At 75.0% G+C, this 17,774-nt stretch carries 16 protein-coding genes; 15 read left to right on the top strand and 1 reads right to left on the bottom strand.

Features of this window, described 5'->3' with window-relative positions:
* Position 1 precedes the first annotated feature (1 nt).
* Genes ACIOWN_RS07215 through ACIOWN_RS07165 form a run of 11 tightly spaced genes read left to right on the top strand, consistent with a single transcriptional unit; the run spans position 2 to position 11,261 of the window.
* On the top strand, positions 2-1,636 hold the full coding sequence (locus ACIOWN_RS07215; protein ID WP_362349672.1) for a carbamoyltransferase C-terminal domain-containing protein: 1,635 nt from the start codon (positions 2-4) through the stop codon (positions 1,634-1,636).
* Positions 1,633-2,628, top strand: a complete 996-nt coding sequence (locus ACIOWN_RS07210) for a glycosyltransferase family 2 protein (protein ID WP_401980930.1) — start codon at positions 1,633-1,635, stop codon at positions 2,626-2,628. Before ACIOWN_RS07215 ends, ACIOWN_RS07210 begins: the two co-directional genes overlap by 4 nt.
* On the top strand, positions 2,625-3,194 hold the full coding sequence (locus ACIOWN_RS07205; RefSeq protein WP_362349668.1) for an HAD family hydrolase: 570 nt from the start codon (positions 2,625-2,627) through the stop codon (positions 3,192-3,194). The genes ACIOWN_RS07210 and ACIOWN_RS07205 overlap by 4 nt, the downstream gene beginning before the upstream one ends.
* A complete protein-coding gene (locus tag ACIOWN_RS07200) occupies positions 3,191-4,201 on the top strand; it encodes a glycosyltransferase family 9 protein (RefSeq protein ID WP_362349666.1) in 1,011 nt (336 codons plus the stop codon). The genes ACIOWN_RS07205 and ACIOWN_RS07200 overlap by 4 nt, the downstream gene beginning before the upstream one ends.
* Positions 4,198-5,160, top strand: coding sequence for a glycosyltransferase (locus tag ACIOWN_RS07195; protein WP_362349664.1), 963 nt, complete (start codon positions 4,198-4,200; stop codon positions 5,158-5,160). Before ACIOWN_RS07200 ends, ACIOWN_RS07195 begins: the two co-directional genes overlap by 4 nt.
* Positions 5,157-6,389, top strand: coding sequence for a glycosyltransferase (locus ACIOWN_RS07190; protein ID WP_362349662.1), 1,233 nt, complete (start codon positions 5,157-5,159; stop codon positions 6,387-6,389). Before ACIOWN_RS07195 ends, ACIOWN_RS07190 begins: the two co-directional genes overlap by 4 nt.
* Positions 6,386-7,015 (top strand): SIS domain-containing protein, encoded by a 630-nt coding sequence (locus tag ACIOWN_RS07185; RefSeq protein WP_362349661.1) that lies wholly within the window; start codon positions 6,386-6,388, stop codon positions 7,013-7,015. Before ACIOWN_RS07190 ends, ACIOWN_RS07185 begins: the two co-directional genes overlap by 4 nt.
* Complete coding sequence (gene rfaE2, locus ACIOWN_RS07180) at positions 7,012-8,439, top strand: D-glycero-beta-D-manno-heptose 1-phosphate adenylyltransferase (protein WP_401980926.1); 1,428 nt, start codon at positions 7,012-7,014, stop codon at positions 8,437-8,439. The genes ACIOWN_RS07185 and rfaE2 overlap by 4 nt, the downstream gene beginning before the upstream one ends.
* Positions 8,436-9,428, top strand: coding sequence for a glycosyltransferase family 9 protein (locus ACIOWN_RS07175; protein ID WP_362349657.1), 993 nt, complete (start codon positions 8,436-8,438; stop codon positions 9,426-9,428). The genes rfaE2 and ACIOWN_RS07175 overlap by 4 nt, the downstream gene beginning before the upstream one ends.
* Positions 9,418-10,347: a glycosyltransferase gene (locus ACIOWN_RS07170; protein WP_362349656.1), complete on the top strand. Its 930-nt coding sequence runs from the start codon at positions 9,418-9,420 to the stop codon at positions 10,345-10,347. The genes ACIOWN_RS07175 and ACIOWN_RS07170 overlap by 11 nt, the downstream gene beginning before the upstream one ends.
* A complete protein-coding gene (locus ACIOWN_RS07165; protein WP_362349654.1) occupies positions 10,344-11,261 on the top strand; it encodes a glycosyltransferase in 918 nt (305 codons plus the stop codon). The genes ACIOWN_RS07170 and ACIOWN_RS07165 overlap by 4 nt, the downstream gene beginning before the upstream one ends.
* A 53-nt stretch (positions 11,262-11,314) precedes the next feature.
* On the opposite strand, the gene ACIOWN_RS07160 is transcribed toward ACIOWN_RS07165, so the two are convergent.
* On the bottom strand, positions 11,315-12,181 hold the full coding sequence (locus ACIOWN_RS07160) for a CAP domain-containing protein (protein WP_401980921.1): 867 nt from the start codon (positions 12,179-12,181) through the stop codon (positions 11,315-11,317).
* Between the two features lie 449 nt (positions 12,182-12,630).
* On the opposite strand from ACIOWN_RS07160, the gene ACIOWN_RS07155 reads away from it, so the two are divergent.
* The 4 genes from ACIOWN_RS07155 (at position 12,631) to ACIOWN_RS07140 (ending at position 17,753) form a co-directional block, all read left to right on the top strand.
* Complete coding sequence (locus ACIOWN_RS07155) at positions 12,631-13,068, top strand: Fur family transcriptional regulator (protein WP_362349651.1); 438 nt, start codon at positions 12,631-12,633, stop codon at positions 13,066-13,068.
* A gap of 32 nt (positions 13,069-13,100) precedes the next feature.
* Complete coding sequence (gene katG / locus ACIOWN_RS07150; protein ID WP_362349649.1) at positions 13,101-15,332, top strand: catalase/peroxidase HPI; 2,232 nt, start codon at positions 13,101-13,103, stop codon at positions 15,330-15,332.
* 170 nt (positions 15,333-15,502) lie between these two features.
* Positions 15,503-15,961: a MarR family transcriptional regulator gene (locus ACIOWN_RS07145; RefSeq protein WP_362349647.1), complete on the top strand. Its 459-nt coding sequence runs from the start codon at positions 15,503-15,505 to the stop codon at positions 15,959-15,961.
* 52 nt (positions 15,962-16,013) lie between these two features.
* Entirely contained in the window at positions 16,014-17,753 is a 1,740-nt protein-coding gene (locus tag ACIOWN_RS07140; RefSeq protein WP_362349645.1) for an MFS transporter, read from the top strand.
* Positions 17,754-17,774 lie beyond the last annotated feature (21 nt).

Below are 17,774 nucleotides of genomic sequence, written 5' to 3'. Positions count from 1 at the left end.
CATGCACGTCCTCGGTATCAACGCACTCTTCCACGATCCCGCCGCCGCTCTCCTCACGGACGGCAGGGTCGTGGCCGCGGCGGAGGAGGAGCGGTTCTCCCGCCGGAAGCACGGCAAACGGCCCGTCCCCTTCGCCGCCTGGGAGCTTCCGGAACAGTCGGCCCGCTGGTGTCTGGAGCAGGCCGGGCTCACGCCGTCCGACCTGGACGCCGTCGCCTACTCCTACGACCCCTCCCTCGCCCGGCCCGCCGAGCGGATGGGGCTGCACGACCCCTGGGACCACCTGCGCCAGGAGTACGCCCGCCAGGCACCCGGCTTCCTCGCCGAGGCGCTGCCCGGCCTCGACCCGGCCAAGGTCCGCTTCGTACCGCACCATGTGGCGCACGCGGCCTCCGCGGGACCGGTCTCCCCCCACCCGGACTGCGCCGTGCTCGTACTGGACGGCCGCGGCGAATGCGGCTCCCATCTGGCCGGCCGGTACACGGGCGGGCAGCTGACCGTCCTCGGCACACAGGAACTGCCGGACTCCCTCGGCCTGTTCTACGAGGACCTCACCCAGCACCTGGGCTTCCTGCGCAGCAGCGACGAGTTCAAGGTGATGGCGCTCGCCTCCTACGGCACCCCGCGCTTCGCAGACCGGCTGCGCGCGTACGTCCGGGCCGACGACCGGGGCGGCTTCCGGGCCCGTCCCGTGCCTTGGGCGTCCCTGGTGCCGCCGCGCCCGCCGGGCGGCGCCTGGAGCCAGGACCACGCCGATCTCGCGGCCAGCGCCCAGCTGTGCCTGGAAGAGGCCCTGCTCGCCCTCGCCCGATGGCTGCGCGAGAAGACGGGCGAGGACGCCCTCACCATGGCCGGCGGTGTCGCCCTCAACTGCGTCGCCAACACGCGCCTCCACCGGGAGAGCGGCTTCCGGCACGTGTGGGTGCAGCCCGCCGCCGGAGACGCCGGCACGGCGCTCGGCGCGGCCGTCCACGTGGCGGGGGAGAAGGACACGGTGGAGCCGATGCCCACCGCCGCGCTCGGCCGCGGCTGGAGCGACGGCGAGCTGCGCGACTGGCTGGAGCGGGCGGCGGTGCCGTACGAGGAGCCCGCCGACATCGCCGAGACGGCGGCCGAGGCGCTGGCCGCCGACGGCGTCGTGGCCTGGTTCCAGGGACGCGGCGAGTACGGGCCGCGCGCGCTCGGCCACCGCTCGCTGCTCGCCCACCCCGGGCACGCGCGCAATCTGGAACGGCTGAACGCGGTCAAGGGCCGCGAGGAGTTCCGGCCCGTCGCGCCGATGGTCCTCGCGGAACGGGCGGCCGAGATCTTCGACGGCCCCCTGCCCAGCCCCCACATGCTGTTCGTGCACGACGTGGCGGACGAGTGGAAGGCCCGTATCCCCGCCGTCGTGCACATCGACGGCACGGCCCGCGTCCAAACCGTGGACCGCGCCGACGAACCCCTCGTGGCCCGCATGATCGACGGCTTCGAGCGGCGGACCGGACTGCCGGCGGTCGTCAACACCAGCCTGAACACCGCCGGGCGGCCCATGGTCGACGATCCGCGCGACGCCCTGGAGTGCTTCGGCTCGGCCCCCGTCGACCTGCTCGTCCTCGGGCCCTTCGCGGTCCGGCGCGGGAAGGCCTTCGCATGACCGCGGCCCCCGCCTACACCGTCGTCGTCCCGACGGTCGGCCGCGCCTGTCTCGCCGCGTGTCTGCGCGCGCTCGCCGCGGCGGACGGGCCCGGGCCGCGGGAGGTGGTCGTCGTCGACGACCGCCCGGCACCCGGCCCCGGCCTGCCGCTCGCGGAGGCCGGACGGCTCCGGGACCGGGTCCGCACCCTGCGCACGGGCGGCCGTGGACCCGCCGCCGCCCGCAACGCCGGCTGGCGGACCGCCACGACCACCTGGGCGGTGTTCCTCGACGACGACGTCCAGGTGCTGCCGGACTGGTCCCGGCTGCTCGCCGAGGACCTGCGCGAGGCCGGCGAGGACGTCGGCGGAGTCCAGGGGCGGCTGCGGGTCCCGCTGCCCGCGGACCGCCGCCCCACCGACTGGGAACGCAACACCAAGGTGCTGGAGGACGCGGCCTGGGCCACCGCCGACATGGCGTACCGGACCGATGCGCTGCGCGATGTCGGCGGCTTCGACGAACGCTTCCCGCGGGCCTTCCGGGAGGACGCCGACCTCGCGCTGCGCGCGCTGCGGGCCGGCTGGTCCCTGAGGCGCGGAAGGCGCGTCACCCGCCACCCCGTCCGCCCGGCCCCCTGGTGGGTCTCGCTGCCGGCCCAGCGGGGCAACGCCGACGACGTCCTGATGAACCGGCTGCACGGACCCGACTGGTGGACCCGGGCCGACGCGCCCGGGGGACGGCCGCGCCGCCACCTGGTGGTGACGGCCGCCGCGCTCGCCGCGGCCTGCTGCCTCCTGGCGCGGCGGCACCGGGCCGCGACCGCCTGCGCGGCGCTGTGGACGCTCGGCACCGCCGAGTTCGCCCTCGCCCGCATCCTGCCCGGCCCCCGCACCGGGCGGGAGATCGCCGGGATGCTCGGCACCAGTGTGCTCATCCCGCCCCTCGCGGTGGGGCACCGCCTGCGCGGAGCCGTCCTCCACCGGCACGCCGGACTTCTGCGAGGCACCCCATGAGCGCGCGCCGGCATCCCGTCCGCGCCGTCCTGTTCGACCGCGACGGAACCCTCGTGGCGGACGTGCCGTACAACGGCGATCCGGACCGTGTCCGCCTGCTGCCCGGTGCCGCCCGGGCCGTCGGGCTCGCCCGCGGCGCTGGTCTGGCCACCGCGGTGGTCAGCAACCAGTCGGGGATCGGCCGCGGCCTGCTCACCGACGAGCAGGTCCGCCGCGTCAACGCACGCGCCGACGAGCTGCTCGGCGGCGTCGACGTCTGGGTCTTCTGCCCGCACGCGCCGGACACCGGCTGCGCCTGCCGCAAGCCGCGGCCGGGCCTGGTCCTCGCGGCCGCGGAGCGGCTCGGCGTCGCTCCCGCCGCCTGCGTGGTGGTCGGTGACATCGAGGCGGACGTCCTGGCCGCGCGGTCGGCGGGCGCGCGGGGCCTGCTCGTGCCGAACTCGGCCACGGCGCCCGATGAAGTGAAACGTTTCGCGGATGTGTGCGCGCCGGACGTGCTCGACGCGGTGCGCCAGGTGGTGGGGTCCGCCCGGGGCTGCGTCCCGGAGGGGAGGGGTGCCCGGTGAAGGCCCTCGTCGTCCGACTCGACAGCTTCGGGGACGTGCTGCTCGCCGGACCGGCGGTACGCGCGGTGGCCGCCCGGTGCGGCCACGTGACCATGCTCTGCGGGCCGCGCGGCGCCGACGCGGCCCGGCTGCTGCCCGGCGTCGGCGAGGTCCTGGTGTGGGAGGCGCCCTGGGAGGGCTTCGACCCGCCCCCGGTGAGCGCGCCCGGCATCGACGCCCTGCTCGCGCGCCTGCGCGCCCGCGCCTTCGACGTCGCGCTGGTCCTCACCTCCTTCCACCAGAGCCCCCTGCCGACGGCGCTGCTGCTGCGGCTCGCGGGAATCGGCCGTATCGGAGCCGACAGCGCCGACCACGCCGGGCGGCTGCTGGACGTGCGCCACCGGCGGCGGCCCGGACGCCACGAGGCCGAGGCCGCACTCGACACCGCCGTCGCGCTGGGCTTTCCACCACCGCCCGGGGACGACGCCCGGCTGCGGGTCCTCCCGCCGCCCGACACCGGCACACTGACCGGCCGCGGGCCCTACGTCGTCCTGCACCCCGGCGCCAGCGCCCCCGCCCGTGCCTGGGGCCCCCACCGGTGCGAGGAGGCCGTCGCGCTGCTCGCGGACGCCGGACACCGCGTGGTCGTCACCGGCGGCCCCCAGGAGCGGGACCTCACCCGCAGGGTGAGCGCCGGCGCGGCCGTCGACCTCGGCGGGCGCACCACCCCGCGCACCCTCGCCGGGGTGCTGCGCAGGGCCGACGTCCTGATCAGCGCCAACACCGGGCCCGCCCACCTGGCCGCCGCGGTCGGCACCCCGGTCGTCTCGCTGTTCGCCCCCGTCGTACCGGCCGGCCGCTGGGCGCCGTACGGCGTGCCCGTCATCCTCCTCGGCGACCAGGCGGCGCCCTGCGCGGACAGCAGGGCCCGCCTCTGCCCGTCGGCGGGACACCCCTGCCTGAACGAGGTCACCGGACAGGACGTGGTCCGCGCGGTGCACAAGCTGATCCAGGAGCGGAACTCATGAACATCCTCGTGTGGCACGTGCACGGATCCTGGCTCACGGCCTTCGTCCAGGGCCCGCACACCTACCTGCTCCCGGTGATCGGGGACCGGGGCCCGGACGGCCTGGGCCGCGCGGTGACCTGGGACTGGCCGGCGAATGTGCGCGAGCGCACCCCGCGGGAGCTGCGGGACTGCGAGATCGACCTCATGGTGCTGCAACGCCCGCACGAACCCGGCCTGGCGCGGCGCTGGACCGGCCGCGGTCCCGGAGTGGACGTGCCGGCCGTGTACGTCGAGCACAACAGCCCCGACGGCTCACCGGTGGACACCCGCCACCCGCTGGCGGGGCAGACCGGCATCCCCGTCGTCCACGTCACCCACTTCAACCGGCTGATGTGGGACAACGGCAGGGCCCCGACGGCGGTCGTCGAGCACGGCATCCTCGATCCCGGCCACCTGTGGACCGGCTCCGAGCCGCGGGCGGCCGTCGTGGTCAACGAACCCGTGCGCAGGGGCCGGACCACGGGAACGGACCTGCTGCCCCGTTTCGCCCGGTCGGCGCCGCTGGACGTGTTCGGGATGCGCACCGAAGGACTCGCCGGGCAGCTGGGACTACCGCCCGAGCGGTGCCGCACCCGCGACCTGCCGCAGCACCGGCTGCACCAGGAGATGGCCAGGTGCCGGCTGTACCTGCACCCGGTGCGCTGGACCTCGCTCGGCCTGTCCCTGCTGGAGGCCATGTTCCTCGGCATGCCGGTGGTCGCCCTGGACACCACCGAGGTCCGCGAGGCCGTGCCGGAGGGGGCCGGCGTGGTCTCGAACCGCATCGACGTGCTGGAGGACGCCGTGCGCGGGTTCCTCGCCGACCCGGAGCACGCGCGGCGGACGGGGGAGAAGGCCCGGGCCGCCGTGCGGACCCGCTACGGAGGACGGCGCTTCGTGGACGACTGGGAACGCCTGATCAAGGAGGTCACCCGATGAGCCGCACCCCGACACCGGCCGGGCACGTCGCCATGGTCTCCGAGCACGCGAGCCCGCTGGCGGCGCTCGGCGGACCCGACGCCGGCGGCCAGAACGTGTACGTGGCGCAGGTCGCCCGGCAACTGGCCGGAAAGGGCCACCGGGTCACCGTCTACACGCGCCGTGACGCGACCGGTCTGCCGGACTGCACCACCCTCACCGACGGGATCCGCGTGGTCCATGTGCCCGCAGGCCCGCCTGCGCCGGTACCCAAGGACGAACTCCTGCCCTACATGGGCGAGTTCGGGGACTTCCTCGCCCGGCGGTGGGCCGCCGCCCCGCCGGACGTGGCGCACTCCCACTTCTGGATGTCCGGCCTGGCCGCCCTGTCCGGCGCCCGCGGCCTCGGCATCCCCGTCGTGCAGACGTACCACGCCCTCGGCACGGTCAAGAAGCGCCACCAGGGCGCCGCAGACACCAGCCCGCCGCAGCGCATCACCATCGAGAGGGCCGTCGGGCAGGCGTGCGCGCGGATCATCGCCACCTGCTCCGACGAGGTCGCCGAACTGGAGGCGATGGGCCTGCCGCAGGAGCGGACCGAGGTCGTCCCGTGCGGCGTGGACCCCGACGAGTTCACCCCGCTCGCCCGGCCCCGCCCGGCCGGCGGGCGCAGGCGGCTGCTCGCCGTCGGCCGGCTCGTGCCCCGCAAGGGCTTCGACCGGGCGATCCGCGCCCTGGCCCGGATTCCGGACGCCGAACTGCTCGTCGCGGGCGGCCCCGAGGCCCGTCTGCTCGGCGCCGAACCCGAGGCCGAACGGCTTTGGCGCATCGCCGGCGAGTACGGCGTCCTCGACCGGGTGACCCTGCTCGGCGGTGTCGGCCGCGACCGGATGCCCGATCTGATGGCAGGCGCCGACCTCGTCCTGTCGCTGCCCCGCTACGAACCCTTCGGCATCGTGGCCCTGGAGGCCATGGCCTGCGCCAGACCCGTCGTCGCCAGCGCGGTCGGCGGCCAGCTCGACACCGTCGTCCACGACCGGACGGGCCTCCTGGTCCCCGCCGACGACGACCGCGACCTCGGCACCGTCATCGGCGCGCTGCTCGACGACCCGTACCGGCTCGCCCGCTACGGGGACGCCGGCCGCCGGCGCGTCCTGGCGCACTACACCTGGGACCGCGTCGCCGACCGGATCGCCGGGGTCTACGCCTCCGTGTCCTCGACCGCCTCGCTCCGGGAGGCCGTCCGATGAAGACCGTCACCGGCACCACGCACTGCGACGACCTGATCAAGGCCCTGGAGGCGTTCCGCGACCGCGGCCCCGTGATCGAGCGCTGGGGACGCGAACTCGCCCGGCGCCTCGGCTCCGGCGCCAGGCTCCTCGTCGCCGGCAACGGCGGCAGCGCGGCTCAGGCACAGCACCTCACCGCCGAACTCGTGGGCCGCTACCGGGACGACCGGCCTCCGTTCTCCGCTGTCGCCCTGCACGCCGACACCTCCTCCACCACCGCGATCGCCAACGACTACGGCGTCCAGGAGGTGTTCGCCCGCCAGACCGAGGCCCACGGACGGCCGGGCGACGTCCTGATGCTGCTGTCCACCAGCGGCGCGAGCGCCAACCTGCTGACGGCAGCCGAGCGCGGCCGCCGCCTCGGCATGACGGTGTGGTCGCTGACCGGCCGGGCGCCGAACCCGCTGCAACTCGGAAGCGACGAGTCGCTGTGCGTCGCCGCCCCCGTGGCCGCCACCGTGCAGGAACTCCACCTGGTGGCCGTCCACATGCTCTGCGAGTGCTTCGACGCGGCGGTGGAGCGCGGCGAGCCGGAGCCGCCCGGTCCCGCGAACCGGTCCGTCGTCTCCCGGAAGGGCCGCACATGACCGCCTCCCCCACACCCCTGCTCGTGGTCGGTGACGCGCTGCTCGACCACGATCTGCGCGGCCGGGCCGACCGGCTGGCCCCCGACGCGCCGGTGCCCGTCGTGCACGGCGCTCGGCGCAGCTCCCGCCCCGGCGGGGCCGCCCTCGCCGCCCTCCTCGCGGCCGCCGACGGCCGGCCCGTCACCCTGGTCACCGCCCTCGGCGACGACGAGGCCAGCCACACCCTGCGGGACCTGCTGGCCGGCCGCGTCGAGCTGGTCGGGATCCCGCTGGAGGGCTCGCTGAGCAGCAAGACCCGGATCCTCGCGGGCGACCGGCCACTGCTGCGCCTCGACGACGGCGACGGACACGCCCGTGAGGCGAACGCGGCCGCCGCCGACGCGGTGGAGGCCGCCGCCGGGATCCTGGTCGCCGACTACGGCAGGGGCACCGCCGAAGTCCTCCGGGACGTCCTCGCCGCCGCCGCGGGCAGAGCCCCCCTCGTATGGGACCCGCACCCGAGGGGCTGCCCCCCGGTCCGCGGAGTGCGACTGGCCACGCCGTCCGCGCGGGAAGCCCGTATGTTCGCCGGGCGGACGGACCGGCACGCCGGGCCCGCCGAAACCGACGGCCTGCGCTCGGCCGGCCGGGACGCCCGCGCCCTGATCAGGGTCTGGCGGGCGCAGAGCGTCGCCGTGACCCTGGGCGAGCGCGGCGCGCTGCTCTCGCACGGCGAGACACCCCTGCTGGTGCCGACCCCGGCCACCGCGGTCGGCGACCCCTGCGGAGCCGGGGACCGGTTCGCCGCGACCGCCGCCGCGCTCCTGGCCGACGGCGCCTTCACCGAGACCGCCGTGCAGGCCGCGGTGCACGCCGCCACCCACTACGTCATGGCGGGCGGCGCGCGGTCGGTCGCCACAGGGACCGAGCCGCGGCCCGCACCCCGAAAAGCGCCCGCCGCCGGGGACGACACGGCCGACGCCGTCCGCACGGCCGCCCGGGTCAGGGCCGCCCAAGGCACCGTCGTCGCCGCGGGCGGCTGCTTCGACGTGCTGCACGCCGGTCACGTCGCCCTGCTCCAGGCGGCACGCCGCGTCGGCGACTGCCTGATCGTGTGCGTCAACTCGGACGCCTCGGTGCGCCGCCGCAAGGGCGCGGGCCGCCCCCTCGTGCCGGCCGCCGACCGGGTACGGGTGCTGCGGGCCCTGGAATGCATCGACGCGGTCGTCGTCTTCGACGAGGACACCCCGGAGCGGGTCCTGTCCGAACTGCGCCCGCACATCTGGGCCAAGGGCGGCGACTACGCCCTGACCAGCCTGCCCGAGCAGCCCCTGGTGGAGAGCTGGGGCGGACAGGTGCTCCTGCTGCCCTACCTCGACGGCCGCTCCACCACACGCCTCGCCCGCCGCGCCGCGCAGGCACCCGCCCCCGGAGGCGCCCGGTGACACCTGCCGGCCACACCCCGCGGGTCCTGGTGCTGCGCGCCCTGGGCCTCGGCGACCTGCTGGCCGGCGTGCCCGCGCTGCGCGGCATCCGCCGGGCCCTGACCGGCCGGCAGATCGTCCTCGCCGTGCCGCCCGGTCTCACCGAGGCCGCGTACGCCACCGACGCGGTCGACGCCGTCCTGCCGGCCGAGGCGCCCGCCAGGGCCGTACCCTCGCTCACCCACTGGCCCGGACCCCCGCCGGACCTGGCCGTCGACCTGCACGGCAACGGTCCCGAGAGCCGCGACGCCCTGGCCGCCCTCCACCCGCGCCGGCTGCTCGCCCACGCCTGCCCGGACGGGCCGCCCTGGCGGCCTCACGCCCACGAACGGGAACGCTGGTGCGCCTTCCTGCACGCCTACGGCATCCCCGCCGACCCCGCCGACCTGCTGCTCGCCCGTCCGGCCACACCCTCCCCGGCGCCCGGCGCGGTCGTGGTGCACCCGGGAGCGGCGTCGGGCTCCCGCCGCTGGCCGCCCGAGCGGTACGCCGCCGTCGTACGGTGCCTGCGCGCCGCCGGACACCACGTGGTGGTCACCGCGGGGCCCGGCGAGGACGACCTGGCGCGTTCCGTCGCCGCGCACGGCGGCCTGCGCGCGGCCGCCGCACTGACCGGGGGACTGCCCTTCCACGAGCTGTCCGCGCTGGTGGCGCAGGCGTCCCTGGTCCTCAGCGGCGACACCGGGATCGCCCATCTCGCGGTGGCGCACGGCACCCGCTCCGTCACCCTCTTCGGACCGGTCTCCCCCCGCCTGTGGGGACCGCCGCCCGGCTCACGCCATCTCGCCCTGTGGAAGCCCGGGCCGCCCGGCGACCCGCACGGCGGCACGGTCGACGCCCGGCTGCGGCGCATCGGCCCCGGAGAGGTCGCCGCCGCCTGCCTGGCCTCGCTCCGGCAGGCCGCACCCGGCCCACGGCGCCGAGGAGCGGAGGCGGCGCGTGTCCACTGAACCGGTCACCGCCACGACCCCCGGCGCCGCTCCGGGGCCCGATCCCCGGGTCACCGTGGCGGTGATCACCCGCGACCGGTGCGCCAGCCTGCTGCGCACCCTCGACGCGCTCGCCGCCCTGCCCGAACGGCCACCGGTCGTCGTCGTCGACAACTCGCGCGGCGACAGCACCATGAGAGCCGTACGGGGCCATCCGGCGATCACCCGCCTGCTGCGTCCCGACGTGAACACCGGCGCCCTCGGCCGCAACCTCGCCGCCCGCCACGCCCGAACCCCCTACGTCGCCTTCAGCGACGACGACTCCTGGTGGACGGCCGGATCCCTGCGCCACGCGGCCGACCTCCTGGACCGCCATCCGCGCCTCGGCCTGCTCGCCGCCCGCACCCTGGTGGGCCACGAGGCCGCCGACGACCCGCTGAACGCCGTCCTCGCCACCTCGCCGCTGCCCTGCGAGCCGGACCTCCCCGGCCGCCCGGTGCTCGGTTTCCTCGGCTGCGCCTGCGTGGTGCGCCGCGAGGCCTTCCTGCGCGTCGGCGGCTACCACCCGCTGCTGTTCTTCGGGGGCGAGGAGACCCTGCTCGCCTACGACCTCGCCGCCGGCGGCTGGGGCGTCGTCTACGAGCCGGCCCTGCGCGCCTGCCACCACCCGCACCGGGGCGAACGCGCCGGCCGCTCGGCGGTCGTCCGCCGCAACCAGGTGCTGACGACCTGCCTGCGCCGTCCCTGGCCCGTCGCGCTGCGGGCCGGCGCCGACCTGGCCCTGGCCGCCGCCCTGGGCCGGCCCGGCGCCCGCCGGGCGCTCAAGGAGACCGCCGTCCGGCTGCCGGCCGCCGTCGCCCGGCGCCGCACCCTGCCGCCCCACGTCGAACGGGCCGCGCGCCTGCTGGACGGGCGGACGGCCGGAGGAGGCACCGGATGACCGAGCGCGGCCGGGACCGGGCCGACGCCCGGACCACCGTCGTCGTGATCACCCGTGACCGCAGAGACGAACTGCTGCGCACCCTCGGCCAGTTGCGGCGGCTGCCCGAACGCCCTCCGGTGATCGTCACCGACAACGCCTCCACCGACGGCACCGCCGAGGCGGTCCGGCGCCACTTCCCGGAGACGACCCTGCTCACCCCCGGCCGCAACCTGGGCGCCGTCGGCCGCAACCTGGCCGTACGGCGGGTGCGGACGCCCTATGTCGCCTTCTGCGACGACGACAGCTGGTGGGCGCCGGGCAGCCTGCGGCGGGCGGCCGACCTGCTCGACGGACGGCCCCGGCTCGCCGCGGTCACCGCACGGATCGTCGTCGAACCGGACGGCACCGAGGACCCCGTGGTCCGCGAGCTGCGCGAGTCGCCCCTGACCGGACCCGACTGGCTCCCCGGCCCGGCCCTCGGCTCGTTCCTCGCCGCCGCCACCGTGCTGCGCACCGAGGCGTTCCGGTCCGGCGGCGGCTTCCACCCGGGCCTGTGGCTGGGCGGGGAGGAGGAACTGCTCGCCTGCGACCTGCAGTGCCAGGGCTGGTGGCTGAGCTACGCCGAGGAACTCACCGTGCACCACCAGGCGTCCGTGCTGCGCGACAGCACCGAGCGCCGGATCCTCGGGCTGCGCAACACGCTCTGGTTCACCTGGCTGCGCCGCCCCCTGCTGCCGGCCCTGCGGCGGACCGGTCACCTGCTGCGTACCGTGCCGCGGGACGCAGCTTCCGTCCGCGCGTTCGCGTACGCGGCGGCCGGACTGCCCTGGGTGCTGCGCGAGCGTGAGCCCGTGCCCAGGGAGCTGGAACTCCGGCTGAGCCGACTTGAGTCGGCCCGCAGGACCTCACCGGCTCGGCGGTACGTCGGCTGAGGGGCCGGGGCCGGCCGGCGCGGTCCGGCGGGGGCGCCGGACCGCGCCGCGGGTCAGCGGCCGGCTCCGAACTCCTGTGTCCAGTAGTTGCCGGGCTGGGCGAGACCGACGCCGATCTCCTTGAAGGAGCAGTTGAGGATGTTCGCCTTGTGGCCGGGGCTGCCCATCCAGCCCGCCATGACCTGCTCCGGGGTGGCGTAACCGTAGGCGACGTTCTCGCCGTAGCTCTGCCAGCTGTAGCCGGCCCGCGTGATCCGGTCGCCCGGGTTGGACCCGTCGGACCCGGTGTGCGACATGTTCTGATGGGCCGCCATGTCCTCGCTGTGCGCCTGGGCGGCCTTGGTCAGCTTGTCGTTCACGGTCAGGGCCGAGCAACCCACCTTGGAACGCTGGGAGTTGACGAGCTCCACGACGCGGGCCGTGGCCTTGGACGAGGCGGAGGTGTCCTTGGACGCGGCCGGTTCGGAAGGAGCCCTCGCGTCGGGCGCGCTCGGCTGGGCGGGCGCACCGGCGTCCGGGGCACTCGGCTGGGCGGGAGCACCCGTGTCCGGAGCACTCGGCTGGGCGGGCGCGCCGGCGTCGGGCGCGCTCGGCTGGGCGGGAGCACCCGCGTCCGGAGCGCTCGGCCGGGCGGGGGCGGCCGGGCCGGCCGGGGACGCCGGTGAAGCGGGGCTGGTCGGGGAGATGTGGTGGCCGTGCCGGCCCCAGCCGGGGCCGCCCGGCTGGGATGGGCCGTGACCGCCGTGCCGGAGCCCACCGGCTCCGTCCGGACGGCTCCCGGCGCCGAGGGAGGGGCTGCCTCCGGGGGCGGACGGACTGCCGTTGCAGGCCAGTGCCGTGGAAGGGACGGCGACGGCGCCCACGGCGACGGCGGCGACGACTATGCGCCGGTAGTGCTGCTGCTTGCGGTGCGTGCCCATGCGTTGACCTCGCTCGGGGTGGGGGTTCGTCATTCTTGGGACGGCTCCGCAAAGGGCGCAAAGGGCCCCTGGTACTACCTCACCTCGTACCTTCGCGAGACCCTTGCGAAAGCGAACGCGGGCGTGCTGCCTCCGGCCCCCACGGCCTCCGTAACCCTGGCGCGCAGTCAGAAGACCCTCGCGTGAGCGGCACCAGGAGACGCGGCGGGAGAGTGGCGCTTCGGCGGGCCCGTCGGGCCGGGCGCCCGCACGAAGGTGGACATATCCCCTATGTCTCCGGCAGGGCATCTACTATGCGGGACGCTTAGTTTCAGGATGGAACATGAGGGATGTCACGGAACCGCGGGTTCCGAGGTCCCCTCCCCTCGCGGTCACCGCCGCGGAGACACGGCAAGACTTTGACCCTTCGTTTTCTTGAGTCGTTCGTGTTTGCGGCGTAGGTTCGGCGCATGACCGGACCTCGGACCGAGGCCACCGCGGGTGAGCTGCGCGCCGCCGGCCTGCGCGTGACTGCCGCGCGGGTGGCACTGCTCGAAACCGTACGGGCAGGTGATCACCTCGATGCCGAGGCGATCGCTTCCGGGGTGCGCGAACGCGTGGGTCACGTCTCCCTGCAGGCCGTCTACGAGGCGCTGCGCGCGCTCACCGCGGCAGGGCTCGTGCGCCGTATCGAACCGTCCAGCGGCCCGGCCCGGTTCGAGGGGCGTGTCGGGGACAACCACCATCACGTCGTGTGCCGCTCGTGCGGTGCCGTCGCCGACGTCGACTGCGCCGTGGGCGACGCCCCGTGTCTGACCGCGTCCGAGGACCACGGCTTCTCGATCCACGAGGCCGAGGTCATCTACTGGGGCCTGTGCCCCGCCTGTTCCACCTCCGGCAGTACCTGAGCTCGTGATCCGCCCAGTCCGGAAGGAAGACCATGTCCGAGAACCCCGATGCAATCGTCACCGACGCCAAGACGGAGGGCACAGGCGGCTGCCCGGTCGCGCACGGCCGTGCGGCGCACCCCACCCAGGGCGGCGGTAACCGCCAGTGGTGGCCGGACCGCCTGAACCTGAAGATCCTCGCCAAGAACCCCGCGGTGGCCAACCCGCTCGGCGCGGACTTCGACTACGCCGAGGCGTTCCGGAGCCTCGACCTGCCCGCCGTCAAGCGGGACATCGCCGAGGTGCTGACCACTTCGCAGGACTGGTGGCCCGCGGACTTCGGCCACTACGGCCCCTTCGTCATCCGGATGGCCTGGCACAGCGCCGGCACCTACCGGATCAGCGACGGCCGGGGCGGCGCGGGCGCCGGCCAGCAGCGTTTCGCGCCGCTCAACAGCTGGCCGGACAACGGCAACCTGGACAAGGCCCGCCGCCTGCTGTGGCCGGTGAAGAAGAAGTACGGCCGGAACCTCTCCTGGGCCGACCTCATGGTCCTCGCCGGCAACGTCGCCCTGGAGTCGATGGGCTTCAAGACCTTCGGCTACGCCGGCGGCCGCGAGGACGTGTGGGAGCCCGAGGAGGACGTCTACTGGGGCCCCGAGACCACCTGGCTCGGCGACGAGCGCTACACCGGCGACCGCGAGCTGGAGAACCCGCTCGGCGCGGTCCAGATGGGCCTGATCTACGTCAACCCCGAGGGCCCCAACGGCAACCCGGACCCGCTCGCCGCGGCCCGCGACATCCGTGAGACGTTCCGCCGGATGGCGATGAACGACGAGGAGACGGTCGCCCTGATCGCGGGCGGCCACACCTTCGGCAAGACCCACGGAGCGGGCCCCGCCGACCATGTCGGCCCCGCTCCCGAGGGCGCCACGATGGAGGAGCAGGGCCTGGGCTGGCGCAGCACCTACGGCACCGGCAAGGGCGGCGACGCGATCACCAGCGGCCTGGAGGGCATCTGGACGGACACGCCGACCACCTGGGACAACAGCTTCTTCCAGATCCTGTTCGGCTACGAGTGGGAGCTGTTCAAGAGCCCGGCAGGCGCCCACCAGTGGCGGCCGAAGGACGGCGCGGGCGCGGACACCGTCCCCGACGCCCACGACCCGGCCAGGCGGCACGCGCCCACGATGCTGACGACGGACCTCTCCCTGCGGGTCGACCCGGCCTACGAGCCGATCTCGCGGCGCTTCATGGAGAACCCGGAGGAGTTCGCGGACGCCTTCGCGCGCGCGTGGTTCAAGCTGACCCACCGCGACATGGGCCCGGCCGTGCGCTACCTCGGCCCGGAGGTCCCCGCCGAGACGCTGATCTGGCAGGACCCGCTGCCGGAGGCGGACTACGAGCAGATCGACGCCGCGGACGTCGCCGAGCTCAAGGCCAAGGTCCTCGACTCGGGTCTGTCGACGGCGCGGCTCGTGTCCACCGCCTGGGCGTCGGCCTCCACCTTCCGCGGCAGCGACAAGCGCGGCGGCGCCAACGGCGCCCGCATCCGGCTCCAGCCGCAGAGCGGCTGGGAGGTCAACGACCCCGACGAGCTGGCGACGGTGCTGCGCGCCCTGGAGCAGGTCCAGGAGTCCTTCAACGCCGCCCAGGACGGCGGCAAGCGGGTCTCGCTGGCCGACCTGATCGTGCTCGCCGGCGGCGCGGCCGTCGAGCGGGCCGCCGCGGAGGCCGGCTTCGACGTCGAGGTGCCCTTCACCCCTGGCCGCGTGGACGCCTCGCAGGAGGAGACCGACGCGGAGTCCTTCGCCGCGCTCGAGCCGACCGCCGACGGGTTCCGCAACCACCTCGGCAAGGGCAACCGGCTCCCGGCGGAGTACCTGCTGCTCGACCGGGCGAACCTGCTCACGCTGAGCGCCCCCGAGATGACGGTCCTCGTCGGTGGCCTGCGCGCCCTGGGTGCCACGTACAAGGGTTCGCGGCTCGGCGTGCTCACCGAGACGCCCGGCGTGCTGACGAACGACTTCTTCGTCAACCTGCTCGACCTGGGCACGACGTGGCACGCGGTGTCCGAGGACGCCGGCACCTTCGAGGGCCGCGACGCCGCCACCGGCGAGGTCAAGTGGACGGGCAGCCGTGCCGACCTGGTCTTCGGGTCCAACTCCGAGCTGCGCGCGCTCGCGGAGGTCTACGCGAGCGACGACGCGAAGGAGCAGTTCGTCCAGGACTTCGTCGCGGCGTGGGTCAAGGTCATGAACCTCGACCGGTTCGACCTCGTCTGATCGCGTATCTCGATCGAGGATGACGACAACCGAACACATCTGATCACGCCCTGATCGGCTGATCATGGCATCGAGGCCGGCCGGCCCGCCCCGGGCCGGCCTCGACGCGTTCATGCCTCCCCGGATCGCGGAATCTTGTTTCGTCCTACACCTAAATGCATAATGCGCTTATGCATAAGCGGGTTGTGGACCCAGCGGGCCCCGAGGCGTCGCCCGAGGACCTGATGATCGCCGTCGAGCAGATGGTCCGGTACGTGCGCCGCAGCGCCACCGCCGGCGGACTGAGCACGGCCGCCTCCTCGGTGCTGTCCCGGCTGGGCCGCGAGGGCCCGTACCGGCTGACGGAGCTGGCGCGGGCGGAGAGCGTGTCCCAGCCCAACATGACCCAGCTGGTGACCCGGCTGGAGCGGGCGGGCCTGGTACGGCGCACCGCGGACCACAGCGACGGCCGGGGCGTCCTCGTGGAGGCCACCGACGCCGGTCTCGAGGTCTTCCGGCAGCGCCGCTCGGAACGGGCCCGGGCCCTCCAGCAGCTCGTCGAGGAACTGCCCGAGGCCGAACAGCGCGCGGTGCGTGTCGCGCTGCCGGCCCTGGCCCGCGTCATCGAGGACCGCCAGGCGCGCTCCTGACCCGCCCACGCCACCGCCGACCACCTCGGCCCACCTCACAGGAGAGGCGTACATGAGTGCACCGCACGCAAAGGCCGCCGGCCACGGAAAGGCCGCCAGCCCTTTCAAACAACCCAAGGCCGTCTGGGCCGTCGCGTTCGCCTGCGTCATCTCGTTCATGGGCATCGGCCTGGTCGACCCGATCCTGCCCGCCCTGGCCCAGAGCCTGCACGCCTCGCCCAGCCAGGTCTCCCTGCTGTTCAGCAGCTACCTGATCGTCACCGCTGTCGCGATGCTGATCGTCGGCTGGTTCTCCAGCCGCTTCGGGGCCAAGCGCACCCTCGTCACCGGCCTGGCCGTCATCGTCGTCTTCGCCGCCCTGGCCGGGACGTCGGGCTCCATCGACGGCATCGTCGGCTTCCGCGCCGGCTGGGGACTGGGCAACGCGCTGTTCATCGCCACCTCGCTGGCCGTCATCGTCGCCTCGGCCAGCGGCGGCTTCGGCGGCGCGATCATCCTCTACGAGACCGCGCTCGGCCTCGGTATCGCCGTGGGCCCGCTGCTCGGCGGCGAACTGGGCGCCATCAGCTGGCGCGGCCCCTTCTTCGGCGTCGCCGTCCTCATGGCCATCGCCCTCGTGGCCACCCTGGCCTTCGTCCCGAACCTGCCGAAGCCCGAACGCCGCACCTCGCCCCTCGCCCCCCTCAAGGCACTGCGCCACCGCGGCCTGCTGACCATGGGCATCATGGCCCTGCTCTACAACTGGGGCTTCTTCACCATGCTCGGCTACGCGCCGTACCCGATGGAGCTGGACGCCCACCAGCTCGGGCTGGTCTTCACCGGCTGGGGACTGCTCGTCGCCGCCTTCAGCGTCTTCTTCGCCCCGCGCCTCCAGGCCCGCTACGGCACCGCCCCCGTGCTCTACGCCAACCTGGCCGGCCTGAGCATCGTGATGGCCGTCATAGCCGCGGGTGTCGCCACCCCGACCGTCGTCATCGTGGCGGTCATCGTCAGCGGCGCGTTCATCGGCATCAACAACACCCTGACCACCCAGGCCGTCATGCTCGTCTCCCCGGTCGAGCGGCCCGTCGCCTCCTCCGCGTACGGCTTCCTGCGGTTCATCGGCGGCGGCCTGGCCCCCTACGCGGCCGGCAAGCTCGCCGACGCCACCGACCTGAGCGTCCCGTTCTACCTCGGCGCCGCCACCTTCCTCCTCGCTATTCCCGTGCTGGCCTGCGGCCACCGGCTGCTGCGGCAGGCCGAGACGGGCACCGGCGAAGGAAAGCCCGTCACACCGACGTTCACACCCGTCGGCCCCGCGCCGTCCACCAGCACGCCGCCCGTGGTCGTCGCCGTCGGCGCCCACGAAGGGGCCGCCGTGATCGTCGACGCCGCGGCCCGGCTCGCCCGGGACTCCGGCAGCCCCCTGGAGGTCGTGCACGTCCAGCAGACCGCCGTCGTCGAGGAACAGGCGGCCGACGCCGAGGACTTCGAGCAGGCCCGCGCCACCGTCACCGCCCACCTCGACCGCCTCGCCGCCCACGGTGTCGTCGCACGGGGCCAGATCCTCGGCAGCGTCGGAGACCACGCGGCGGCCGGCCGCGCCCTGGCCCGGCACGCCGCCGAGGTGGGCGCGCGTGCCGTGGCGGTGGGCCGCTCGCCGCGCGGTCCGCTGGCCCAGTTCGCCGACGGCAGTCTCACCGCGGCCCTGACCCATGCCGCCACCTGCACGGTGGTCCTGGTCGACCCCGGCAGCGAGCCCCGGCCGCTGACCGCGGCCACGCTGTCCGAACTGCGCGGCGCCGCGAGCTGACCGGCGGCGTGCCCCCGTACG

Source organism: Streptomyces sp. NPDC087787 (assembly GCF_044743035.1).
In the GTDB taxonomy this organism is placed as follows: domain Bacteria; phylum Actinomycetota; class Actinomycetes; order Streptomycetales; family Streptomycetaceae; genus Streptomyces.
The sequence above is the reverse complement of the archived record's forward strand: the minus strand, read 5'-3'. Positions and strand labels throughout refer to the sequence as shown.

Excerpts from the sequence above, each read along its gene's own strand:
- ACIOWN_RS07160 (WP_401980921.1), bottom strand. The coding sequence starts at position 12,181 with ATGGGCACGCACCGCAAGCAGCAGCACTACCGGCGCATAGTCGTCGCC.
- ACIOWN_RS07205 (WP_362349668.1), top strand. The coding sequence starts at position 2,625 with ATGAGCGCGCGCCGGCATCCCGTCCGCGCCGTCCTGTTCGACCGCGAC.
- ACIOWN_RS07215 (WP_362349672.1), top strand. The coding sequence starts at position 2 with ATGCACGTCCTCGGTATCAACGCACTCTTCCACGATCCCGCCGCCGCT.
- ACIOWN_RS07185 (WP_362349661.1), top strand. The coding sequence starts at position 6,386 with ATGAAGACCGTCACCGGCACCACGCACTGCGACGACCTGATCAAGGCC.
- ACIOWN_RS07145 (WP_362349647.1), top strand. The coding sequence starts at position 15,503 with ATGCATAAGCGGGTTGTGGACCCAGCGGGCCCCGAGGCGTCGCCCGAG.
- ACIOWN_RS07190 (WP_362349662.1), top strand. The coding sequence starts at position 5,157 with ATGAGCCGCACCCCGACACCGGCCGGGCACGTCGCCATGGTCTCCGAG.
- ACIOWN_RS07155 (WP_362349651.1), top strand. The coding sequence starts at position 12,631 with ATGACCGGACCTCGGACCGAGGCCACCGCGGGTGAGCTGCGCGCCGCC.
- rfaE2 (WP_401980926.1), top strand. The coding sequence starts at position 7,012 with ATGACCGCCTCCCCCACACCCCTGCTCGTGGTCGGTGACGCGCTGCTC.
- ACIOWN_RS07210 (WP_401980930.1), top strand. The coding sequence starts at position 1,633 with ATGACCGCGGCCCCCGCCTACACCGTCGTCGTCCCGACGGTCGGCCGC.
- katG (WP_362349649.1), top strand. The coding sequence starts at position 13,101 with ATGTCCGAGAACCCCGATGCAATCGTCACCGACGCCAAGACGGAGGGC.
- ACIOWN_RS07140 (WP_362349645.1), top strand. The coding sequence starts at position 16,014 with ATGAGTGCACCGCACGCAAAGGCCGCCGGCCACGGAAAGGCCGCCAGC.
- ACIOWN_RS07165 (WP_362349654.1), top strand. The coding sequence starts at position 10,344 with ATGACCGAGCGCGGCCGGGACCGGGCCGACGCCCGGACCACCGTCGTC.
- ACIOWN_RS07195 (WP_362349664.1), top strand. The coding sequence starts at position 4,198 with ATGAACATCCTCGTGTGGCACGTGCACGGATCCTGGCTCACGGCCTTC.